At 63.5% G+C, this 21,052-nt stretch carries 17 protein-coding genes; 8 read left to right on the top strand and 9 right to left on the bottom strand.

Features of this window, described 5'->3' with window-relative positions; genetic code table 11:
- Window positions 1-9 precede the first annotated feature (9 nt).
- The 4 genes from gatB to ASG25_RS01340 all read left to right on the top strand — a co-directional run bounded on the left by gatB (window position 10) and on the right by ASG25_RS01340 (window position 3,276).
- The gene (gene gatB, locus ASG25_RS01355) at window positions 10-1,512 is read left to right on the top strand and encodes an Asp-tRNA(Asn)/Glu-tRNA(Gln) amidotransferase subunit GatB (RefSeq protein ID WP_062468327.1); all 1,503 of its coding nucleotides are present in this window, start codon (window positions 10-12) and stop codon (window positions 1,510-1,512) included.
- 3 nt (window positions 1,513-1,515) lie between these two features.
- The gene (locus ASG25_RS01350; RefSeq protein ID WP_062468325.1) at window positions 1,516-2,010 is read left to right on the top strand and encodes a GNAT family N-acetyltransferase; all 495 of its coding nucleotides are present in this window, start codon (window positions 1,516-1,518) and stop codon (window positions 2,008-2,010) included.
- A 136-nt stretch (window positions 2,011-2,146) separates the two neighbouring features.
- A complete protein-coding gene (locus ASG25_RS01345) occupies window positions 2,147-2,542 on the top strand; it encodes an NADH:ubiquinone oxidoreductase subunit NDUFA12 (RefSeq protein ID WP_062468324.1) in 396 nt (131 codons plus the stop codon).
- Window positions 2,543-2,796: 254 nt separating this feature from the next.
- Window positions 2,797-3,276, top strand: coding sequence for a DUF2155 domain-containing protein (locus tag ASG25_RS01340; protein ID WP_244479292.1), 480 nt, complete (start codon window positions 2,797-2,799; stop codon window positions 3,274-3,276).
- A 72-nt stretch (window positions 3,277-3,348) separates the two neighbouring features.
- Here the strand turns inward: ASG25_RS01340 and aat are convergent, their stop codons facing one another.
- The 5 genes from aat to ASG25_RS01315 all read right to left on the bottom strand — a co-directional run bounded on the left by aat (window position 3,349) and on the right by ASG25_RS01315 (window position 7,248).
- A complete protein-coding gene (aat, locus tag ASG25_RS01335; RefSeq protein ID WP_062468322.1) occupies window positions 3,349-3,963 on the bottom strand; it encodes a leucyl/phenylalanyl-tRNA--protein transferase in 615 nt (204 codons plus the stop codon).
- A gap of 118 nt (window positions 3,964-4,081) precedes the next feature.
- Window positions 4,082-5,431, bottom strand: coding sequence for an acetyl-CoA carboxylase biotin carboxylase subunit (gene accC, locus ASG25_RS01330; RefSeq protein WP_062468320.1), 1,350 nt, complete (start codon window positions 5,429-5,431; stop codon window positions 4,082-4,084).
- Between the two features lie 4 nt (window positions 5,432-5,435).
- A complete protein-coding gene (gene accB, locus ASG25_RS01325; RefSeq protein ID WP_062468318.1) occupies window positions 5,436-5,891 on the bottom strand; it encodes an acetyl-CoA carboxylase biotin carboxyl carrier protein in 456 nt (151 codons plus the stop codon).
- 18 nt (window positions 5,892-5,909) lie between these two features.
- Window positions 5,910-6,353 carry a type II 3-dehydroquinate dehydratase gene (aroQ, locus tag ASG25_RS01320; RefSeq protein ID WP_062468317.1) on the bottom strand — a complete coding sequence of 148 codons (444 nt, stop codon included), beginning with the start codon at window positions 6,351-6,353 and terminating at the stop codon, window positions 5,910-5,912.
- 127 nt (window positions 6,354-6,480) lie between these two features.
- Complete coding sequence (locus tag ASG25_RS01315) at window positions 6,481-7,248, bottom strand: DsbA family protein (protein ID WP_062468315.1); 768 nt, start codon at window positions 7,246-7,248, stop codon at window positions 6,481-6,483.
- 232 nt (window positions 7,249-7,480) lie between these two features.
- Here ASG25_RS01315 and ASG25_RS01310 point away from each other — a divergent pair, with 232 nt between their 5' ends.
- A complete protein-coding gene (locus ASG25_RS01310; RefSeq protein ID WP_062468313.1) occupies window positions 7,481-8,641 on the top strand; it encodes an aminotransferase class I/II-fold pyridoxal phosphate-dependent enzyme in 1,161 nt (386 codons plus the stop codon).
- Between the two features lie 169 nt (window positions 8,642-8,810).
- Here the strand turns inward: ASG25_RS01310 and ASG25_RS01305 are convergent, their stop codons facing one another.
- Entirely contained in the window at window positions 8,811-11,957 is a 3,147-nt protein-coding gene (locus tag ASG25_RS01305; RefSeq protein ID WP_062468311.1) for a ribonuclease E/G, read from the bottom strand.
- A gap of 868 nt (window positions 11,958-12,825) precedes the next feature.
- Between ASG25_RS01305 and ASG25_RS01300 the strand changes: the two genes are divergently transcribed.
- The 3 genes from ASG25_RS01300 (at window position 12,826) to prfB (ending at window position 18,165) form a co-directional block, all read left to right on the top strand.
- Window positions 12,826-13,995 carry an N-acetylmuramoyl-L-alanine amidase gene (locus ASG25_RS01300; protein WP_244475228.1) on the top strand — a complete coding sequence of 390 codons (1,170 nt, stop codon included), beginning with the start codon at window positions 12,826-12,828 and terminating at the stop codon, window positions 13,993-13,995.
- A 475-nt stretch (window positions 13,996-14,470) separates the two neighbouring features.
- Complete coding sequence (locus ASG25_RS01295) at window positions 14,471-16,924, top strand: penicillin-binding protein 1A (RefSeq protein WP_062468309.1); 2,454 nt, start codon at window positions 14,471-14,473, stop codon at window positions 16,922-16,924.
- Between the two features lie 109 nt (window positions 16,925-17,033).
- Window positions 17,034-18,165, top strand: a protein-coding gene (gene prfB / locus ASG25_RS01290) for a peptide chain release factor 2 (RefSeq protein ID WP_162241378.1) whose coding sequence is annotated in 2 segments (ribosomal slippage) — window positions 17,034-17,102 and window positions 17,104-18,165 — 1,131 coding nt in all. Because the reading frame shifts where the segments join, the coding sequence is not laid out codon by codon here.
- Window positions 18,166-18,330: 165 nt separating this feature from the next.
- Here the strand turns inward: prfB and ASG25_RS01285 are convergent.
- The 3 genes from ASG25_RS01285 to ASG25_RS01275 form a co-directional block, all read right to left on the bottom strand.
- Window positions 18,331-18,831 carry a hypothetical protein gene (locus tag ASG25_RS01285; protein WP_156379930.1) on the bottom strand — a complete coding sequence of 167 codons (501 nt, stop codon included), beginning with the start codon at window positions 18,829-18,831 and terminating at the stop codon, window positions 18,331-18,333.
- Window positions 18,832-18,905: 74 nt separating this feature from the next.
- A complete protein-coding gene (locus ASG25_RS01280; RefSeq protein ID WP_062468305.1) occupies window positions 18,906-19,679 on the bottom strand; it encodes an NAD kinase in 774 nt (257 codons plus the stop codon).
- Between the two features lie 384 nt (window positions 19,680-20,063).
- Window positions 20,064-20,927: an SDR family oxidoreductase gene (locus ASG25_RS01275; RefSeq protein ID WP_164490743.1), complete on the bottom strand. Its 864-nt coding sequence runs from the start codon at window positions 20,925-20,927 to the stop codon at window positions 20,064-20,066.
- Between the last annotated feature and the right edge of the window lie 125 nt (window positions 20,928-21,052).

Here is a 21,052-nt window from a genome sequence, read left to right as displayed (position 1 = left end):
AGAGCTGTCATGACCCTTGTCGACGTCCGTATCCCCGATCCGAAGCGCTTCATCCCCGGTGCCACTGGCGACTGGGAAGTGATCGTCGGCATGGAGGTGCACGCCCAGGTGACGAGCAACTCGAAGCTTTTCTCGGGCGCGTCCACGACATTCGGCAATGCGGCCAATGCCAATGTTTCCCTGGTCGATGCGGCGATGCCCGGCATGCTGCCCGTCATCAACGAGGAATGCGTTCGCCAGGCCGTCCGCACCGGGCTTGGCCTGAAGGCGCAGATCAACCACCGCTCGATCTTCGACCGGAAGAACTATTTCTACCCCGACCTCCCACAGGGCTACCAGATCTCGCAGTTCAAGGATCCGATCGTCGGCGAGGGCAAGATCGTGATTTCGCTCGGCCCGGACCGTCAGGGCAATTTCGAGGATATCGAGGTCGGGATCGAACGTCTGCACCTCGAGCAGGACGCGGGCAAGTCGATGCACGACCAGCACCCGACCATGTCCTATGTCGATCTCAACCGATCGGGCGTCGCCCTGATGGAGATCGTGTCGAAGCCGGACATGCGCTCGTCCGACGAGGCCAAGGCCTACATGACGAAGCTGCGCTCGATCGTGCGCTATCTCGGCACCTGTGACGGCAACATGGACGAAGGCTCGATGCGCGCCGACGTGAACGTCTCGGTGCGCCGCCCGGGCGCCGAATTCGGTACGCGCTGCGAGATCAAGAACGTCAACTCGATCCGCTTCATCGGCCAGGCCATCGAATACGAAGCCCGTCGCCAGATTGCGATCCTCGAGGACGGTGGCAAGATCGATCAGGAGACGCGCCTCTTCGACCCCGGCAAGGGCGAGACGCGGTCCATGCGCTCCAAGGAAGATGCGCATGATTACCGTTACTTCCCGGATCCGGATCTCCTGCCGCTTGAATTCGACGAGGCCTTTGTCGCGGCGCTGAAGGCAGACCTGCCAGAACTGCCCGACGACAAGAAGGAGCGCTTTGTGCGCGATCTCGGCCTGTCGATCTACGACGCCTCTGTCCTCGTGTCGGAAAAGGCGATCGCCGACTACTTCGAAGCCGTGTCCGCAGGCCGCGACGGAAAGGCGGCGGCCAACTGGGTCATCAACGACTTGCTGGGTGCGCTCAACAAAGCCGGCAAAGGCATTGAAGAGACTCCCGTTTCCCCGAAACAGCTCGGCGGCATTCTCGACCTGATCAAGTCCGAGGTCATCTCGGGCAAGCTCGCCAAGGACCTGTTCGAGATCGTCTTCAACGACGGCGGCGACCCGGCCGAGATCGTCGAGGCCCGCGGCATGAAGCAGGTCACCGATACCGGTGCGATCGAAAAGGCTGTGGATGACATCATCGCCGCCAATCCGGATCAGGTGGCGAAGGTTCAGGCCAAACCGTCGCTTGCCGGCTGGTTCGTCGGCCAGGTGATGAAGGCGACGGGCGGCAAGGCGAACCCACAGGCCGTGCAGTCGCTGGTGAAGGCAAAGCTCGGGCTCGAGGACTAGGGGATGTTCTTCGTCCGCTCAGCCACGGACCGCGATCTGGCGGCCATCAGCACGCTTCTCAGCGAAACGGCGCATGCGACCTACGACGACACCTATGGCGCCGACAAGGTGGCCGAGATGACGGCCAAGTGGCACGCGGTTCCCGTCCTCAAGGCAAACCTGGCGCGCAAGAACAGCGAGTTCGTCGTGGCCGACGACGGCAAACGCATCGGCGGAATGGCCTATGCCGCGATGTCGCCGACGCTGCACGAGACGGCCGTCCTCCACCAGCTCTACGTGCTCCCGGCGTACCAGCGCCAAGGCCTGGCGCGCGATCTCTTTGCCGAACTCGAAACGTGTTTTCCCTATGCCGGACACATGCGGGTGGAGGTCGTCAGCGACAATGCGCCGGCCATCGCGTTCTACGCAGCCCACGGGTTCACCGAAATCGGCCCGGGATCGGACGCCTGGGGCATGCCGACGGTCGAGATGGAAAAGGTGCTGGACGACGCCCGATAGGGCACATCCCGCCGGCGGTCGACGGCGCACGGGGCGGCACCCGCAGGCTGGACAAGACCGGCTCGGCAGGCCATAAGCAGAAGCAATCATAAGGCATCCGCGCACGGCTTTCGTGCGCCGGTCCAAGGACGGTTCGATGAAGACTTTTCTGCAGATTTTCACCTGGTGGAACGGCTCGACGATCGGGACCCGGTTCCACACCTGGCGCTTCGGCAAGAAGGTCGGGCAGGACGAGCTCGGCAACACCTATTACGAAGGCGGCAAAGACTCCGAGGGCCGGACCCGCCGCTGGGTCATGTATAACGGCTATGCCGAGGCGACGGCCATTCCGCCGGGCTGGCACGGCTGGATGCATCACCGCACGGATATTTCCCCGGCCGACGAAAGCTACGCTGCCCGCGAATGGCAGAAGCCGCACCGTGTCAACATGACCGGCACGGCCCAGGCCTATCGTCCGCCGGGATCGCTGGCCAATGCCGGCGAGCGCCCGCGCGTGACCGGCGACTACGACGCCTGGACGCCACGCTCTTAAGCGTCCGGCGGTCGCGGACCGTCCCGAACGAACATGTCGCGGCCATGATTGTCCTCTACACCGACCGCGAGACGCGACAGGTGACGATTGCACTGCGTATGCAAGCGTGCGTCATGACCATCGGGGGTCTGGCACCCAATATCCCGCAGCACCTGTGAGGGCGGAGCGGGACATGTCGCCGGGATGATGCGGTCGACCTTCGGGTGGCCGGACACGCCGGCGGGATGCCGACGGGGCAGAGAACGGAAATTGCAGTGAACAGGAAGATCCGCACCGTGTCGATGAACCGCAATGTCGCGATCTGCCGCAAATCTCACGCCCGCGCGATCCTGCCGCTCCTCGTCGCCGTCTCCGCTTTCGCTGCGAGCGCGCTTCCGACAGAGGCCGCACGGCTGGCCAATCCCGTGGCCGTCTTCTCCGGGATCGACAAGATCACCGGTCGCATCACCACCTTTGACGTCTATATCGGCGAGACCGTGCAGTTTGGCGCGCTGCAGGTGACGCCGCGCGTCTGCTACAGCCGCGATGATACGGAAGCCCAGAAGACGACGTCCTTCGTCGAGGTCGAGGAAATCACGCTCGACCGCAAGATCCGTCGCATCTTCACCGGCTGGATGTTTGCCGACAGTCCCGGTCTGAACGCCGTCGAGCACCCGGTCTACGACGTCTGGCTGCAGAGCTGCAAGGCCAAGTCCGACCTGCCGCCCCCGGACAGCGCGTCGAACACGCGGTAATCCCGCTCCAAGGCCTCCGCAAGGCTTCGGCCTCATCGTTCCAGATGATGCCGAGAATACTAGAACGCGCCGTTAGAACCGCACATGGGGCTGCGCGACGGCCTGTGCGAGCAGGGTAGCATAGTCGGCCTTCGGCACGTCGATTGCGCCGAACGTTTTCAGGTGCTCCGTCGTGAACTGCGTGTCGAGCAGGACGAACCCGCGGTCGCGCAGATGCTGGACGAGGTGGACAAGGCACATCTTCGACGCGTCGGTGCGGCGCGAGAACATGCTTTCGCCGAAGAAGGCCGCGCCGAGCGAAACGCCGTAGAGCCCGCCGACCAGATCGTCCCCGTCCCATGCTTCGACCGAATGCGCGTGACCCATCCGGTGGAGGGCCGTGTACAGACCGCGGATCGTGCCGTTGATCCAGGTCGTCGGTCGATCCGGCGCGGGCGCGGCGCATCCTCGCATGACGGCCTCGAACGCCGTGTTGCGCCGGACGGTAAAGGATGAGCGACGGATTGCCTTGGCAAGGCTGCGGGAAACGTGAAAATCGTCGAGCGGGATGATGCCGCGGACCTCGGGTTCGACCCAGAAGATTTCGGGATCGTCTGCCGAATCGGCCATCGGGAACAGGCCGATCGAATAGGCGCGCAGCAAGAGCTCGGGGGTGATGTCCGGTTGCTTGGCGCGGCTGCCCTTCATGTTCTGCCTCGGTTTGCGCCCATCTGTCCGCTGCCCGACAAACGCGTCGGCCGGCACCGGGCAGCGACGTGAGGGCCGGAGCGCTGGCGCAGAAGGGCGTCAACGCTCCGGGAGGTTCTCATTCTCCGGGCTGGGCCAGGTAGTGTTCCAGCCAGTGAATGTCGTAGTCGCCGTTCGCGATGTCCTGATTGTTGATCAGGTCCTGAAACAGCGGCAACGTCGTCTTGATGCCGTCGATGACGAACTCGTCGAGCACCCGGCGCAGACGCATCATGCATTCGACGCGCGTGCGACCATGCACGATCAGCTTGCCGATGAGGCTGTCGTAGTAGGGCGGGATCCGGTAGCCCTGATAGGCGCCGGAATCGACCCGGACGCCGAGACCGCCCGGCGCATGGAAATGCGTGATCGTGCCGGGCGAGGGCACGAAGGTGCGCGGATCCTCGGCATTGATGCGGCACTCGATGGCGTGGCCCTGGAAGGTGATTTCGTCCTGGGTGACGGACAGGCCGGCGCCGGAGGCGACACGGATCTGCTCGTGGACGAGATCGATGCCGGTGATGGCCTCGGTGATCGGATGCTCCACCTGGAGACGCGTGTTCATCTCGATGAAGTAGAACTCGCCGTTCTCGTACAGGAACTCGACGGTGCCGGCGCCGCGATATTTCAGCTTGCGCATGGCATCGGCGCAGATCTCGCCGATCTTCATGCGCTGCTCGACGTTGAGTGCCGGCGAATTGGCTTCTTCCCAGACCTTCTGGTGCCGCCGCTGCAGCGAGCAGTCGCGCTCGCCGAGATGGATGGCGTTGCCCTCGCCATCGCCGACAACCTGGATCTCGATGTGGCGCGGCTTGCCGAGGTACTTCTCCATGTAGACGGCATCGTTGCCGAACGCGGCCGCCGCTTCGGAGCGTGCCGTCGACACGGCTTCCTCGACCTCGTCCTCGTTCCGCGCGACCTTCATGCCACGGCCACCGCCGCCGGCCGTCGCCTTGATGAGCACGGGGAAACCGATCTCGCGGGCGATCTGCAGGGCATTTTCCGGGCGCACCTCGCCGGTCGAGCCGGGCACAACCGGAATCCCGAGCGCCTTGGCCGTTTCCTTGGCGGTGATCTTGTCGCCCATGATGCGGATATGATCGGCGGTCGGCCCGATGAAGGTGATGCCGTGCGCGTCGAGAATATCCGCGAACTTGGCATTTTCCGACAGGAAGCCGTAGCCGGGATGGACAGCGTCCGCCCCGGTGATCTCGCAGGCGGCCACGATCTGGTGGATGTTCAGGTAGCTGTCGCGCGAAGGCGGCGGGCCGATGCAGACGCTTTCATCCGCCAGGCGCACATGCATGGCGTCGGCGTCGGCCGTGGAGTGCACGGCAACGGTTGCGATTCCGAGTTCCTTGCAGGCGCGAAGGACACGGAGCGCGATTTCGCCGCGATTGGCGATGAGAACCTTGGAGATGAGGGGCATGGGCTTACTCGATGACCACGAGCGCTTCACCGTACTCAACCGGCGCGCCGTCTTCCACGAGGATCTCGACGACCTTGCCGGAGCGCGGCGCAGGGATCTGGTTCATCGTCTTCATGGCTTCGATGATGAGGACGGTCTGGCCCTCCTTCACCGTGGCGCCGACCTCGACGAAGGGACGCGAGCCGGGGGCCGGCGACAGGTAGGCGGTGCCGACCATCGGCGCCGTCAGCGCGTTCTTGGATGTGCGGGCAGGGGCCTCGGGAGCCGCCGACGATGCCGCGACCGCGATGGGTGCGGCGGCCGGGACCGGCGCGGAGACATATTGCGGCGTTCCCGCGCGCGACACGCGAATGCGCAGGTCTTCCTGCTCGATCTCGATCTCCGTGAGGTCGGTCTCGTTCAGGATATTGGCGAGATCGCGGATCAGTGCCTGATCGATGCCGGTCTTCTTGTCAGCCATGAGAGCCTCTTGTTCTTTTTATTTCGATGTATGAAGGAGCGTACTTAGCGCATTGAGCGCCAGAATGTAACTATGCGCGCCAAAGCCGCAGATCACGCCTTTCGCCGCTGGGGCAAGCATGGATTTGTGGCGAAATTCCTCGCGCGCATGGACATTGGAGAGATGCAGTTCGACCACGGGGATGCCGATCGCCCGTGTCGCATCGTGCAGGGCGATCGAGGTGTGGGTGTAGGCACCGGCATTCACCGCGATTCCGGCGGCGCTGCTGCCGGCTTCGTGGAACCAGTCGACCAGCACACCCTCATGGTTAGTCTGGCGGAAATCGACGGTCAGCCCGAGCTTGTGACCTTCCTCGACGCACATCGTCTCGATATCGGCGAGCGTCTGGCCGCCATAGATGCCAGGTTCGCGCTTGCCCAACATGTTGAGATTGGGGCCGTTCAGGACGAAAATCGTTGGCATGTCACAAGCATCCTCGCGTCGTGCCGCCAGCTATAGACGGTTGGGCTGCCGAAAAAAAGCCTTTTGGGACCGCCGCAAGGCTGCAGGCGCCGGGCGTCCGCCTTGTCCACAAGGCAGGCGTTTCCCGTCAACAGGCTGTCTTGCCGCAGCGGCGCATGTTGGCGATCTTGGAGGCCAGTTCATCGGCACCGACAGCCCCGAAGATCGCCTCGTTGCCGATGACATAGGATGGCGTACCGGTCACGCCCAGAGCGTTGGCAAGCGTGTAGGCCTGGCGGACCTCGTCGTCCTGGCTCGGATCCACCATCTGGGCGCGGATGTCGGCCTCCTTGACGCCGAGCCGTTCGGCAACGGCGATGGCCGTTTCTTCCGTCGCGCGCTCTTCGCCGCCGAGAAGCGCCTTGTGGAAGTCGCCGTATTTTTCCGGCGCCAGCTTGCGAAAGGCCGAGCTGACCCGGTGCGCGTCGAGCGATTCCTGACCGAGAATCGGCAGTTCCTTCAGGACGAAGCGAACATTCTTGTCGGCATCGAGGATCGCCTGCATGTCCGGCAGGGCGCGTTTGCAATAACCGCAATTGTAATCGTAGAACTCGACGATCGTGACGTCGCCCTGGGGATTGCCGAGCGAAACATCGTACTTCGAATGGAAGATCGCGTCCTTGTTCGCGCTGATCGCCGATTCGGCGACCTGCTGTGCCGCGGCGGCCTGTTTGGCCTTCAGCGCTTCCTGCACCTCGAGCATGACCTCGGGATTGGCCACCAGATATTCGCGGATGAAGGCCCCGAATTCGGCTTTTTGCTTGTCATCAAGCGCCATCGCAGGAGGAGCAAAACTGACGGTGGTGGACGCGAGCATCAGCGATGCGGCAAAGAGACGGCGTAGGGAGATGGTCATTCGGTCCTCGCTGATGCGGAACGGCCCATATCCAGGAAAGGCCGCTCTTTCGTCCTCGTGCGATAGCACAGGGACAGCCGAGGGGACAACAAAAGGTCGAGAGCAGGGACCTCGTGACGCCCGGCCCTTGTGAAGCCGACGCGGTTGGGGCAATGCCTTCCACAAGAAACGACCCGCCCGGCGACCTGCGCATCACGCATCCCGGGGCGGCGATTGCTATGAGGATCCCGCCATGACAACGCTTTCCCGCCGCAGTGCCGTGGAGCCCTTCCATGCCATGGATATTCTGGCGGAAGCGACGCGTCGACGCGATGCAGGCTTCCCCGTGATCTCCATGGCTGTGGGGCAGCCGAGCCATCCTGCTCCCAAGGCGGCGCTGGACGCGGCACGCGCGGCGCTCGAGCACGGGCGGCTCGGCTACACGGACGCGCTCGGCACCCTCTCCCTGCGGGCGGCGATCGCCGGGCACTACCAGCGGCACTACGGCGTCTCGGTGGATCCGCGGCGCATCGCCGTCACGACGGGTTCGTCAGCCGGATTCAATCTCGCCTTCCTCGCCTTGTTCGATCCCGGCGACCGCGTGGCCATCGCGCGGCCAGGCTATCCGGCTTATCGCAACATTCTCGCGGCTCTCGGGCTGGACGTCGTCGAGGTCGATGCCGATGCGTCGAACGGCTTTACGCTGACGCCGGACGGGCTCGCCGAGGCCGAGAAGCGAATCGGGGGGCCGATCCACGGCGTGCTCCTCGCCAGCCCGGCAAACCCGACGGGAACGGTGACGGGGCGAGCGCGTTTGCAGGCGCTCGCCGACTATTGCGCGGACCGGAAGATCGCGTTCATTTCCGACGAGATCTACCACGGCTTGACCTTCGTCGGGGAGGAGACGACGGCGCTGGCCGTGACGGAGGACGCCATCGTCATCAACTCCTTTTCGAAATACTACTGCATGACCGGATGGCGGATCGGCTGGATGGTTCTGCCGGAGGACAAGGTGCGCGGTTTCGAGCGTATCGCCCAGAGCCTTTACATCTCGCCGCCGGAACTTTCGCAGATTGCCGCGGAAGCCGCGCTCGGCGCCACCGTCGAGCTGGAGGTCTACAAGGAAAGCTATGCGGTCAACCGTGCGCTCCTCCTGAAGCGGCTCCCGGAACTGGGGTTCGCCATCGCCTCTCCGATGGACGGGGCCTTCTATGCCTATGTTGACGCGAGCCGCTTTACCAATGACAGCATGGCCTTTGCTCACCGCATGCTTGCGGACATCAACGTAGCCGCCACGCCCGGGCGCGATTTCGATCCGATCGAAGGCCATCGCGCCATGCGCTTTTCCTATGCCGGCGCTCCGGCCGACATCGAGACGGCGGTCGAGCGCATGGCAGGCTGGCTGAAAAGCTAGGTCTGTCAACACCTTCCGCGCACAGGCGGATTCAGATCGGAAGCGGCTTGAATCAATGTCTGAGCCGCGTCGTGCCGCGTTGCCGCACGCAAGCTTCGATCATGACCAACGAAAAAGGCCAGCCGGATCGCTCCGGCTGGCCTTTCTGTCTGTTCGTCCGGTCAGCGGATCACAGGAAGCCGCGCTTCTGCCACCAGCCGCCCTTCTTGGGCTTTGCCTCTTCTGTCGTTTCGTCAGGGGACGCAGCGGAGGAGCGAACCAGCGGCTCGCTGGCGATCGTCTCGATGTTCCGATTGTTGCGCGCAGGCTTGTCGTCCGATGTCTCGGGCTCAGCAACCGACGGGCTCTCGCCAGCGGTGTCCACAGCCACATGGGCCTCGTCGCTCTCGCCGAGCGAGGCGGATGCCTCTTCGGTGCGGGCCTCTTCGGAGGCGGGTGCCTGTTCGCTCACGACGGCATCCGGCGTGGCTTCGACGGCAGCCTGGGCTGCGTCGTCGGTCGAGACAGCGTCGCCTGCGGCCTCGGGCTGAACGGCGACATCCGTCACGAGGTCCTGAGGCGAGCGACGGCGCCGGCTGCGCTTGGGAGCCGGAGCCCGATCTTCGGTCTCGGCAACCGCGTCGCCGGCAAGATTGTCGGCTTGCGCTGCGACCACCTGGCCTTCGACCGCGGTCTCTTCCGAAGCGTCGGCGTTGTCGACGGCATCCGCCTGCGAGAGGCTGTCGGCCCCAGCAGCACCGGCATCACCGGCATCCGCCGCTGCAGCCTCGTCCGAACCCGCTTCGATCTCGCCATCCTTGTTGCGGCGACCACCGCGCTTGCCGCGACGGCGACGCTTGCGCTTCTGGCGATCTTCGCCGCTCGCGCCCTCGGTCTGATCCGCAGACACGGCGTCATCCGCCTCGTCCTCGTCGTCCCCCTCGTCGGCGTCGTCGTCGGATGCGACATCCGAGCTGGCAGCGTCCGCCGATGTGTCGGCATCGCCGTCACGGCCGCCACGACGGCGACGGCGACGCTTGCGCTTGCGACCGTTCTGATCGTCGCCGTTCTCGCGCTCGGCACGATCCGGACGCTCGGCCCGTTCGGGCTTCGCCTCGATCAGAAGTTCTTCGTCGTCCTCGATATCGTCTTCGATGATGACATCATCATCCTCGTCCTCAATCGGAGCTTCGAACTGGAGGATCTGTTCGATCTTCACCGGGTTCTCGACAGCTTCGCCGCGATCGATGGCGAAGTGCAGCGCGCCGACATGCGCATCGGCTTCCACCACGATGGCGACACCGAAGCGCGCCTCGTAGTCGGTGATCGTCGAGCGCTTGTAGTTGAGCAGATAGAGCGCAATGTCCGGCGTCGCGCGCACGGTGATGTCATGCGTCGTGTTCTTGAGGAGATATTCCTCGACGCCGCGCAGGACATGAAGGGCGATCGACGACTGCGACCGCACATGGCCGGTTCCCGCGCAATGCGGGCAGACCTGGGTGGTTGATTCGAGAACCGATGCGCGGATGCGCTGGCGCGACATTTCCAGAAGGCCGAAATGCGAGATCCGACCAACCTGGATGCGGGCTCTGTCGTTCTTCAGATGGTCCTTGAGGCGCTTCTCGACGGCGCGGTTGTTGCGCTTCTCTTCCATGTCGATGAAGTCGACGACGACGAGACCGGCAAGGTCGCGCAGGCGAAGCTGGCGGGCAACCTCTTCGGCGGCTTCAAGGTTGGTCTGGAGCGCGGTGTCCTCGATCGAGTGCTCGCGGGTCGAACGGCCCGAGTTGACGTCGATCGCGACCAGCGCTTCCGTCTGGTTGATGATGATGTAGCCGCCCGACTTCAGCGTCACCTGCGGCTGCAGCATGCGGTCGAGCTGTGCCTCGATGCCTGAGCGCGAGAAGATCGGATGCACGTCGCGATACGGCTGAACCACCTTGGCGTGGCTCGGCATGAGCATCTTCATGAAGGCCTTCGCTTCGCGATAGCCTTCCTCGCCGGAAACGACGATCTCGCTGATATCCTTGTTGTAGAGGTCGCGGATCGATCGCTTGATCAGGGAGCCTTCCTCATAGACGAGGCAGGGGGCGGTGGACGCGAGCGTCAGGGTCCGGACATTTTCCCAAAGACGCATCAGATATTCGAAGTCGCGCTTGACCTCAACCTTGGTGCGGTTGGCGCCGGCCGTGCGCAGGATGACGCCCATGCCCTGGGGAACGTCGAGCGCGCGGGCGATTTCCTTCAGGCGCTTGCGATCCGGCAGGTTGGTGATCTTGCGGGAAATGCCGCCGCCCCGTGCCGTGTTCGGCATGAGAACCGAGTAACGGCCGGCGAGCGACAGGTAGGTCGTGAGCGCTGCACCCTTGTTGCCGCGTTCTTCCTTGGCGACCTGGACGAGCAGGATCTGGCGACGCTTGATGACTTCCTGGATCCGGTACTGCTTGCGCGGGCGACGATCCTTGCGATCCGGAACCTCTTCCATCGCATCTTCGGCACCGACCGACTCGATGACTTCCTTTTCCTCGTGATGACCGTCGTCATCATCGTCGTCGTGACCGCGGCGGCGGCTCGGCGCTTCGGAAATCGTGTCCGTGTCAACCATCGCGGCCATTTCGCCGTTGGGGCCGCGGCCCTCGTCGGTCTCGCCGGCTGCGCTGTCGTCGGTGGCCGTGTCGTCGGGGGTCGTGTCGTCGGCGGTCGCGGCAGAGGCTTCCGCCTCGGCGGCTTCGGCGGCCACCGTCTTCTTGGAGCGGCGCGCGCGCTTCGGCTTGGCCTTGGGCGCCTCTTCGACGGCCGCCGCTTCTTCCGAGATCTCGCTTGCAGCGCCACCTTCGACGGCCTCGGCGGCAGCGCCGTCGGCCATGTCCGGCGACGACGTCACGGCAAGAGTCTCGACCGGCGCTTCAGCTTCGGAAGCAACGGCTTCAACGGCCGTTGCGGGCGAGAGATCGTCCGCGGCGCCTGCGGTCTCGTCGTCCGACGCATCGTCGTCGGAGTCGAGATCCGTCCCGGTTTCGACATGCTCGATATCGTCGTCGCGGCGCGCTTCTTCCGCCTCGGCGCGCAGCAGCGCCTGGCGGTCGGCCAACGGGATCTGGTAATAGTCCGGGTGGATTTCGGCGAAAGCCAGGAAGCCGTGGCGATTGCCGCCATAATCGACAAAGGCGGCCTGAAGCGAGGGTTCGACGCGCGTTACCTTCGCCAGGTAGATGTTGCCGCGGATCTGTTTCTTGTGTTCCGACTCGAAGTCGAACTCTTCTATGCGGTTGCCACGTACGACAACGACCCGCGTCTCCTCAGCGTGAGACGCGTCGATAAGCATTTTCTCTGCCATGTAGGTTGTGCTCCTCGGCGTGAGCGTGACAGGGCAGGAAAAGGACGTCCCGGAGGCGGTTCCCCACGCAGGTCACGGCGTTCGCCGGATAGATAAATTCCCGATGGATACCAGACATGGGCAAACAGCCGGACGGCAGAGGCAAGCGTTCCGTTTCCGGCGCTTTTCGCTTCTGACCGATCCTGCTGCGTCGACATGAGATACCAAACAAGGAATGCCAAAGTCATAGGCCGTGTGGCCCGATGAGTGTGCCCTTTGCAGGGCGTGGTGTCAGACACCGTATCTTCCGGCCACCGCCGGACTGTTCTCGATTCGGAATGCGGTGAAAAGTGAAGCGACGGCGGATGAGACACGCTTGCTGCGAGGACATGATCGCTGGAAGCGCGTAGTCCGCTGTCCAATCATGCTCTGGCGCCAGGGTTACTCCCTTGGCTGCCCGGTCGTGGAATCTATCCCGTCAACACTTTTTACCTGTGCAACGTTTATGGTTTTCATGTCACAATGGCAAGAGAAAAGCCCTTCCGCCTTAATATTGATGGATTTGCTTGTCTCGTTTTGACGCGGCGGCGCCGCTGATCCTAACGCGTGGGCCTGTCTGCCTTTTTGGCGGTAAGTTTTGGTTAACCTCCGTGCGGCAAGGATGCGGATCGGTCGAGACCCATCGATCCGCTTCGTCCGCCCGCCTTGGCAAAGCGCAGTTCAGGACGCGTACCGATGCAGGGGCGCAAGAGGTTATCACGAGGGGACGGTTTTGACGGAGACGGCGCGGCAGGAAACGGCAACGAGGGCGAAGACGCGCAAGATCGCCTCGGATCGGCAGCGCCGCGCCGGCAGGGTCCTGTCGCTGCTGAGCGCTGTCGCCGCGACCCTGTGGTTGGCGGGGCCCGTTCAGGCGGAGCCGGCGACCGGGCAGGGACCGCTTCTGGCCTATGGTCTGCGCATTGCCGGTGATGACGCGCGGACCCGCGTCGTCGTCGATTTCGACCGCAAGCCCGATATCTTCGTCCACTACGTCGACAATCCGCCCCGGGTCATCGTGGATCTCCCGGAAACCTCCTTCGGGGTGAAGCCGGAGGACGCGCAGGCGCGAGGGCTGTTCAAAGATATCCGGTTCGGCGCCATGGGTGCCAGCAGCGCCCGTATCGTCCTCACCGCAATCAAACCGGTCGAGATTACGGTCGCGGACGTCAAGACCGATGACGGCGGCAAGAGCTTCCGCCTCGTGCTGGATGCCGAGCGGATCGACCGGAAACGCTTTGCGCAACTCCTGACCGAGCAAACCTGGACGGGCAGCGTCGCCGCGACGAAGGCCGCGCGTGTCGAAGAGGCTCCGGCCCCCTCGAGCGACTTCATCATCGCCGTGGATGCAGGCCACGGCGGCATCGACACCGGTGCCGTCGGCGTCGACACCAAGATGGAGGAAAAGGCGGTGACGCTTGCCTTCGCGCGGGAGCTTGCCGATACGCTCAACCGCGAACCCGGCATCAAAGCCGTGCTGACGCGCGACGACGACGAATTCCTTTCGCTCTCCGAGCGTGTCCTGATTGCCCGCCAGAAGCAGGCGAAGCTCTTCATCTCGCTCCATGCCGACACGTTGAAGCAGCATGACATCCGCGGCGCCACCGTCTACACGATCTCGGACAAGGCGTCGGACCATCTGGCGCAAAGCCTTGCCGAACGCGAGAACCTGTCGGACCAGCTCGCCGGTGTGCCATTGGCGGACGAGCCCGCTGAGGTCGCCGATATCCTCATCGACCTCACGCGGCGCGAGACGCAGGCCTTCTCGGTCAACCTTGCGCGCTCCATCGTCTCGTCCTTCGAGGGGCAGATCAACCTGATCAACAACCCTCACCGCTTTGCCGGCTTTCAGGTTCTGCGGGCTGCGGACGTGCCGTCCATCCTGCTCGAACTCGGCTTCATGTCCAACAAGGAGGACGAGAAGCTGCTGGTCGATCCGGTCTGGCGCAAAAAGGTCTCCGAGCGCATCGCCGCCGCCGTGCGACAGTATCGCGGCGGCGCACGTGCCGACGGCGGCTGAATATCCCCTGAGACCCGTGTGCAGCAAGGCGATATCTCGGAAAGCCGACGCTGGCCAGGCCGAGGCACCGACCGGATGTACCCTTAAAATTCAGGATGACTTACATATTTTCGTGTCGCCCGGGCCACAGGCGCGGTGACATCCACGTGGGCAACAGGCTAAACTGCGCCAAGAGCCCTATTTTCCTCACATTCCCGTCGCTATCCCTCATACATACGCGACGATGTGGAATCGCCGGGCGGGCTGGACATGCCGCGCGCCCGAAGCCGGAAAAGCGGGCGGTACCCGCGCCGTCTCGGTTCGGATCTGAGGCCGGGCGTGACCTTCGTTCCTGACGGATGTGAGGCGGGCGCACAGGTCACGGCGTCAACATCGTCACCGGTGTCCTGCACCGTGACGGACGACATGCAGAAAGGTGCGGCGGGAACGCTGCCTTTCATTTGATAGCGACGACGAAGGGACCGGTAGCCAACCGATGATCAGACTGATTGGATACTTCTTCGGCGCCGGCGCCTTCCTCGTGCTGATCGCGGCGGCGGCAGCGGCACTCTATCTCGGAAACCTGAACAAGGATCTTCCGGATTACGAGGTGCTGGCGACCTACGCGCCCCCTGTGACAACCCGCGTCCATGCGGGCAATGGCGAGCTCATGGCGGAATATGCCCGTGAACGACGTCTCTATCTGCCGATCCAGGCCATTCCCGACCGCGTCAAAGCGGCCTTCATTTCGGCCGAAGACAAGAACTTCTATCAGCATCCCGGCGTCGACCTCATGGGTCTCGGCCGCGCGATCCTTGTCAACGTGCAGAACATGGGCTCCGGTCGCCGTCCCGTCGGTGCCTCGACGATCACTCAGCAGGTCGCCAAGAACTTCCTTCTCTCGGCTGACCAGACGATCGACCGCAAGATCAAGGAAGCCATTCTCTCTTTCCGCATCGAGCAGGCCTATTCGAAGGACCGAATTCTCGAGCTGTATCTGAACGAGATCTTTTTCGGGCTGAACTCCTACGGCATCGCCGGTGCGGCTCTGACCTACTTCGACAAGTCGGTCACCGAGCTGACGATTGCCGAAACCGCCTATCTCGCTGCGCTGCCCAAGGGCCCGTCGAACTACCATCCCTTCCGCCACGAGGCTGCCGCGCTCGAGCGCCGCAACTGGGTGATCGACCGGATGGTCGAGAACGGTTACGTCACGCGGGCCGATGGCGACGAGGCCAAGACCCAGCCGCTCGGCGTTGCCGTGCGCCGCGGGGGCTCGCATCTGTTCGCGTCGGACTATTTTGCCGAAGAAGTCCGGCGGCAGATCATCCAGCGCTACGGCGACAATGCGCTGTACGAAGGTGGCCTGTCGGTTCGCACGTCTCTCGACCCGAAGATCCAGGTCGAGGCGCGCAAGGCCCTGCAGGATGGTCTGGTCAATTACGATGAACGTCGCGGCTTTCACGGCCCGCTGAAAAGCATCGAGATCGGCGGCGATTGGGGCATCGCGCTCGGCAAGCTCGACGCGCTCTCCGACGTACCGGAGTGGAAGCTCGCCGTGGTGCTCGCGGTGGACGAAAAGGGTGCCGAGATCGGCATCCAGCCCTCCAAGGACGGCGCCGGCAAGGTCGGCCCGGACCGTGTGACCGGGCGCATCTCGGCCAAGAACATGCAGTGGGCCTATCGCTCGTCCGACGGCAATCGCCGCACGGCGCGTTCGCCGGAAGGCGTGGTCGGCCCGGGCGATGTCATCTATGTCGAACCCTTGGAAACGGACGGCGACTACCGCCTGCGCCAGCCGCCGAAGGTGCAGGGCGGCCTTGTGGCCATGGACCCGCAGACCGGCCGCGTTCTCGCCATGGTCGGCGGCTTCTCCTACGGCCAGTCGGAGTTCAACCGCGCAACGCAGGCCATGCGCCAGCCGGGCTCGTCGTTCAAGCCGTTCGTCTATGCGGCCGCACTCGACAATGGCTACACGCCTGCGTCCGTCATTCTCGACGCACCCTTCGAGCTCGTGACGGGCGGCCAGGTCTGGCGTCCGGAAAACTACGGCGGCGGCTCGGCCGGTCCGTCGACGCTGCGCCTTGGCATCGAGAAATCGCGCAACCTGATGACCGTGCGGCTGGCCAACGACATGGGGATGAACATCGTCGCCGAATATGCCGAGCGTTTCGGCATCTACGACAAGATGCTGCCTGTGCTCGCCATGTCGCTCGGCTCGGGTGAGACCACCGTCATGCGCATGGTGTCGGCCTATTCGGTCATTGCCAATGGCGGCAAGCAGATCAAGCCGTCTCTGATCGACCGCATTCAGGACCGTTACGGCAAGACCATTTTCCGCCATGAGGAACGGACCTGCGAAACCTGCAATGCCGCGGACTGGCAGGAGCAGGACGAGCCGACCCTGACCGACAACCGCGAGCAGGTGCTCGATCCGATGACGGCCTACCAGATCACGTCGATGATGGAAGGCGTCGTGCAGCGGGGAACCGCCGCCGGCAAGGTCACGCTTGACCGCCCCGTGGCCGGCAAGACCGGAACGACGAACGACGAGAAGGATGCTTGGTTCGTCGGCTTTACGCCCGATCTGGTGGCCGGCCTCTATCTCGGCTTCGACAACCCTGCGCCGCTCGGGCGCGGCGGCACAGGCGGCAGCCTCGCAGCGCCCGTCTTCAACGAGTTCATGCAGGCCGCGCTTGCAGGCACGCGTCCGACCAAGTTCATTCCGCCGGAAGGCATGAGCCTGGTGCCCGTCAACCGCAAGACCGGCATGGCCGCGGCCGAAGGCGATCCCGACACGATCATCGAAGCCTTCAAGCCGGGCACGGGCCCGGCCGATACCTTCTCTGTCATCGGCGGTGCCGATGCCTATGTGCCGCCGGAAGAGATCCTGCGGACCTCGCCCCAGGCGAACCAGGCCGTGACGTCCGGCTCGAACGGCCTGTTCTAGCATCCCCGATTGCGATGCGCCCGCTGCCTTTACATCGGCGGCGGGCGTCGCTATTTCACGGGCAGGCACTTCCGCACGATCAAGACCAAGACATTGAAGAAAAGAGACAATGCGTAACGAAATCGAGAACATCGTCGACGAGATCAAGCAGGCCGTAAGCCTGCTGAGGAGGCATCTTTGACTGGGATCAGGCGGTAAGACGACTGGACTGGTTGAACAACAAGGCGGAAGATCCGAGCTTGTGGAACGATGCGGCCGAAGCCCAGAAGCTGATGCGCGAGCGGCAGAGCCTCGATGAAGGCATCAACAGCGTTCGCGCCTTCGAGCAGCAGCTGAAGGACAGCATCGAACTCATCGAACTCGGCGAGGAAGAGGGTGATGCCGACATCATCCGCGATGCCGAGGAAACGCTGAAGGGCCTGCGCACGGAAGCCGCGCGCCGCCAGGTCGAGGCCATGCTGTCGGGCGAAGCCGACAGCAACGATACCTATCTCGAGGTGCACTCGGGCGCTGGTGGAACCGAGAGCCAGGATTGGGCGAACATGCTCTTGCGCATGTACACGCGTTGGGCGGAACGTCAGGGCTACAAGGTCGAACTCATGGAAATCCATGACGGGGAAGAAGCGGGCATCAAGTCCGCAACGCTTCTCGTCAAGGGTCACAACGCCTATGGCTGGATGAAGACCGAGTCCGGCGTTCACCGCCTCGTCCGCATCTCGCCCTACGACAGCAACGCCCGCCGACACACATCGTTCTCGTCCGTCTGGGTCTACCCGGTGGTCGACGACTCGATCCAGATCGACATCAACGAGAGCGATTGCCGCATCGATACCTATCGCTCGTCCGGCGCTGGTGGACAGCACGTCAACACGACCGACTCGGCTGTCCGGATCACCCATATGCCCTCGGGCATCGTGGTGCAGTGCCAGCAGGAGCGCTCGCAGCACAAGAACAAGGCGAAGGCTTGGGACATGCTGCGCGCCCGGCTCTACGAGTCCGAGCTGAAGAAACGCGAGGAGGCAGCCAATGCCGAAGCCGCGTCGAAGACCGAGATCGGCTGGGGCCACCAGATCCGCTCCTATGTTCTCCAGCCATATCAGCTGGTGAAGGATCTGCGAACGGGCGTCGAAAGCACGGCACCGTCCGACGTTCTGGACGGCGCACTCAACGATTTCATGGAAGCAGCGCTTGCCCATCGCGTGAACGGCGGCGCGGATGCGGCGGTCGATGATCTGAACTGAAAGGACGGCTGCGCGAAAGCGCAGCCGCGTCTTCTCGGCCGAGCCGAGGAAGAGACAGCGCGCCTAAAGCGCGTTGCGCGAAAAGGATTCACGCAACGCGCTTCAAGGTGTTGTTTGTATGCATGTCGTTTCCCGAACCCACTGCACCCTTTCGGGCGACATGCACTAGTTCGATTCCCGCTCGATGCGGATATCGCCGAATTCGTCGATCAGCACCGTCCAGGTCTCGATATCGGTCGCGGCTGGATCCGTGCGCAGATAGACGGTCGCGAACAATCCGGGCTGCTGGGTCACGCCATCGGAGGTTTCCGGCCGGATGTCGGTCACGAACGCCTTCATCCGGGAAAATTCGTCCAGCTCCGTCGACGAGACGATTCGCGGCCCTGCCGGATCGAGGGCGACCTGTTGCAGCACGACATGCGCCGTGCCGTCCGTCTGGCGAAGGGCGATCAGCTTGTAATAGCCCTTTTGTGCGGACGCGGCCGCCGGCGCAGGCGATTTTGCGCTCTGAGCGGGATTGGAGCTACCCGATCCCTCGCCACTGTCCTCCCAAAAGCCGGAGCTTGTGACGAAGGTCACATTGGCGGGAAGCACGTCCTCGGCATGTGCGTTGAGCGAACCAACCGTAACAGCGGCGGCAACAAGACCGATCCTCCACACCTGCATCATACGACCATCGTGTCCTGCACCTGATTCCCTCCCACTGCGTAAGCCTGCCATAAAATTCTTCGCGAATCGAATCAGTTGGAAAACTGCTCGGCCAGAATGCGGTCGGACCAGGAGTAGTCGGGATCCGAAAGGATGCGGGCCGTCATTTCCTCGGACTCGGCGATACGAACCGACACGACCGATTTGACTTCGACATGATCGGCCACGGCATTGACCGGCCGCTTGTCCGTTTCCAGGATCTCGATCTCCACCGTCACCTTGTTGGGCAGCAGAGCCCCGCGCCAGCGCCGTGGGCGGAACGGACTGACCGGCGTCAGGGCCAGAAGTGGCGCCTCAAGCGGCAGGATGGGGCCGTGGGCGGAGAGATTATAGGCCGTGGATCCGGCAGGCGTGGAAAGAAGAATGCCGTCGCAGATCAGCTCTTCCAGGCGCACCCGTCCGTCGACGGTGATCTTCAGCTTGGCGGCCTGATAGGATTGCCGGAACAGATAGACCTCGTTGATCGCAAGGGCGCTGAAGCTGCGGCCCTCGCTGTCGCGCGTCTGCATTTCGAGCGGACGAAAGGCGTTTTCCACGGCATTTTCCAGCCGCTCCCGCAGGTTTGCCGTGCTGTAGCGGTTCATCAGAAACCCGACGGAGCCGCGGTTCATGCCGTAAACGAGCTTGCCGGTGTTCATGGTCTGGTGAAGCGTCTGGAGCATGAAGCCGTCGCCCCCGAGCGCCACGATCACGTCGGCCGCTTCCGGATCCGCATTGCCATAGATAGCCGTCAGTTCTGCTGCCGCTCTCTGCGCTTCCTCTGCCGGCGATGGGGCAAAGGCGATCGTCTCGAAGGTGCGTAGCATAGGGTGCCTTGCCATTGTCTGGACGCGCCGCCGAGGCGGCCGGGGCCGAGGCCGGCCGAGCGTCATCATGCATAAAATCCCGCTGTATGAAAGAGATAGCGAAAAGAAAGCGGCGCTTACGACCGCTGGAATCAAACGGCGCTCATGTCGATGAGGTCGTGCTGACACCCCATCGAAAACGCCGCGCGCCCTGAGGCACGCGGCGTCTCGTCTCAAGCGCTTCCAGAAACGGCGAGCAGCTGTTCCCATCTCGATGGTCGGCGACCGACCATGCATGTCGCCCGAAAGTGTACACCCGAAAGTGTACAGCGGTTTCGGGAAACGACATGCATCAAAACAGGAAGCTAAAGCGCGTTGCGTGAACCCTTTTTCACGCGACGCGCTTTAGATCATGATCTCGCCGCCGGTCACCGGCACGACCGCGCCCGTCATGTAGCTGCCGAGTTCGGACGCGAGGAGCACATACGCGCCGGCGAGCTCCGCCGGCTGTCCGGCACGGCCGATCAGGGTCTGTTTGCCAAACTGCGCCGCCTTTTCCGGGGGCATCGTCGAGGGAATGAGAGGTGTCCAGATGGGACCCGGCGCCACCGCATTGACGCGGATTCCCTTCTCGGCCAGCATTTCGGCAAGACCGGCCGTGAAATTCAGGATCGCGCCCTTGGTGGAAGCATAGGCCAGAAGCTGCGGCGAGGGCTGTTTGGACTGGATCGACGTCGTGTTCACGATCGAGCTGCCGGGCTTCATATGCGGAACCGCGGCTTTCGAGAGAAAGAACGACGCGTAAATATTGGTGCGGAAGGTCGTATCCCACTCGTCAGCCGTGATATCGGCAATATCCGCATAGGTGCGCTGGAATGCGGCATTGTTGACCAGGATGTCGATGCGTCCGAGATCGCGGACGGTCTGGTCGACCAGAGCGATGCAGTGCTCCTCCGACTGGATATCGCCGCGGACCACCACGCATTTGCGTCCGGCCTCGCGAACCCATTTGGCGGTCTCTTCCGCATCCTCGTCTTCATTGAGATAGGAAATGACGATGTCGGCGCCTTCACGGGCGTAGGCAATGGCCACCGCCCGTCCGATGCCCGAATCGCCGCCCGTAATGAGAGCAACCTTATCCTTGAGAAGATGATTGCCCTTGTAGGTCTTCTCGCCGTGGTCCGGCAGGGGATCCATCAGGCGCGTCAGCCCGGGCGGTGCCTGTTGCTGTTCGGGATGGGGCGGGGTCGGTCGGTGGGCATCGGACATGGAGGTCTCCTTCAAGCGTTCCGACGCTAACGACGACATCCCCACATCGTTCCCGACCGGCGTGCGCTTGCGCGGCGGCCGGACGCCGGGCCGGGAGACCCGTTCCTCGGTCCGGTCGATGCGGC

The sequence above is a fragment of the Rhizobium sp. Leaf384 genome (genome assembly GCF_001424065.1).
Classification (GTDB): domain Bacteria; phylum Pseudomonadota; class Alphaproteobacteria; order Rhizobiales; family Rhizobiaceae; genus Ferranicluibacter.
Note: the sequence above shows the minus strand (reverse complement) of the source record. Positions and strands in the feature narration are given on the sequence as shown.

Coding starts and splice junctions, on each gene's coding strand:
- gatB (WP_062468327.1), top strand. CDS start 10: ATGACCCTTGTCGACGTCCGTATCCCCGATCCGAAGCGCTTCATCCCC.
- ASG25_RS01285 (WP_156379930.1), bottom strand. CDS start 18,831: ATGCAGGTGTGGAGGATCGGTCTTGTTGCCGCCGCTGTTACGGTTGGT.
- ASG25_RS01275 (WP_164490743.1), bottom strand. CDS start 20,927: ATGTCCGATGCCCACCGACCGACCCCGCCCCATCCCGAACAGCAACAG.
- accC (WP_062468320.1), bottom strand. CDS start 5,431: ATGCCCCTCATCTCCAAGGTTCTCATCGCCAATCGCGGCGAAATCGCG.
- ASG25_RS01345 (WP_062468324.1), top strand. CDS start 2,147: ATGAAGACTTTTCTGCAGATTTTCACCTGGTGGAACGGCTCGACGATC.
- ASG25_RS01315 (WP_062468315.1), bottom strand. CDS start 7,248: ATGACCATCTCCCTACGCCGTCTCTTTGCCGCATCGCTGATGCTCGCG.
- ASG25_RS01295 (WP_062468309.1), top strand. CDS start 14,471: ATGATCAGACTGATTGGATACTTCTTCGGCGCCGGCGCCTTCCTCGTG.
- ASG25_RS01350 (WP_062468325.1), top strand. CDS start 1,516: ATGTTCTTCGTCCGCTCAGCCACGGACCGCGATCTGGCGGCCATCAGC.
- accB (WP_062468318.1), bottom strand. CDS start 5,891: ATGGCTGACAAGAAGACCGGCATCGATCAGGCACTGATCCGCGATCTC.
- aroQ (WP_062468317.1), bottom strand. CDS start 6,353: ATGCCAACGATTTTCGTCCTGAACGGCCCCAATCTCAACATGTTGGGC.
- ASG25_RS01280 (WP_062468305.1), bottom strand. CDS start 19,679: ATGCTACGCACCTTCGAGACGATCGCCTTTGCCCCATCGCCGGCAGAG.
- aat (WP_062468322.1), bottom strand. CDS start 3,963: ATGAAGGGCAGCCGCGCCAAGCAACCGGACATCACCCCCGAGCTCTTG.
- ASG25_RS01305 (WP_062468311.1), bottom strand. CDS start 11,957: ATGGCAGAGAAAATGCTTATCGACGCGTCTCACGCTGAGGAGACGCGG.
- ASG25_RS01310 (WP_062468313.1), top strand. CDS start 7,481: ATGACAACGCTTTCCCGCCGCAGTGCCGTGGAGCCCTTCCATGCCATG.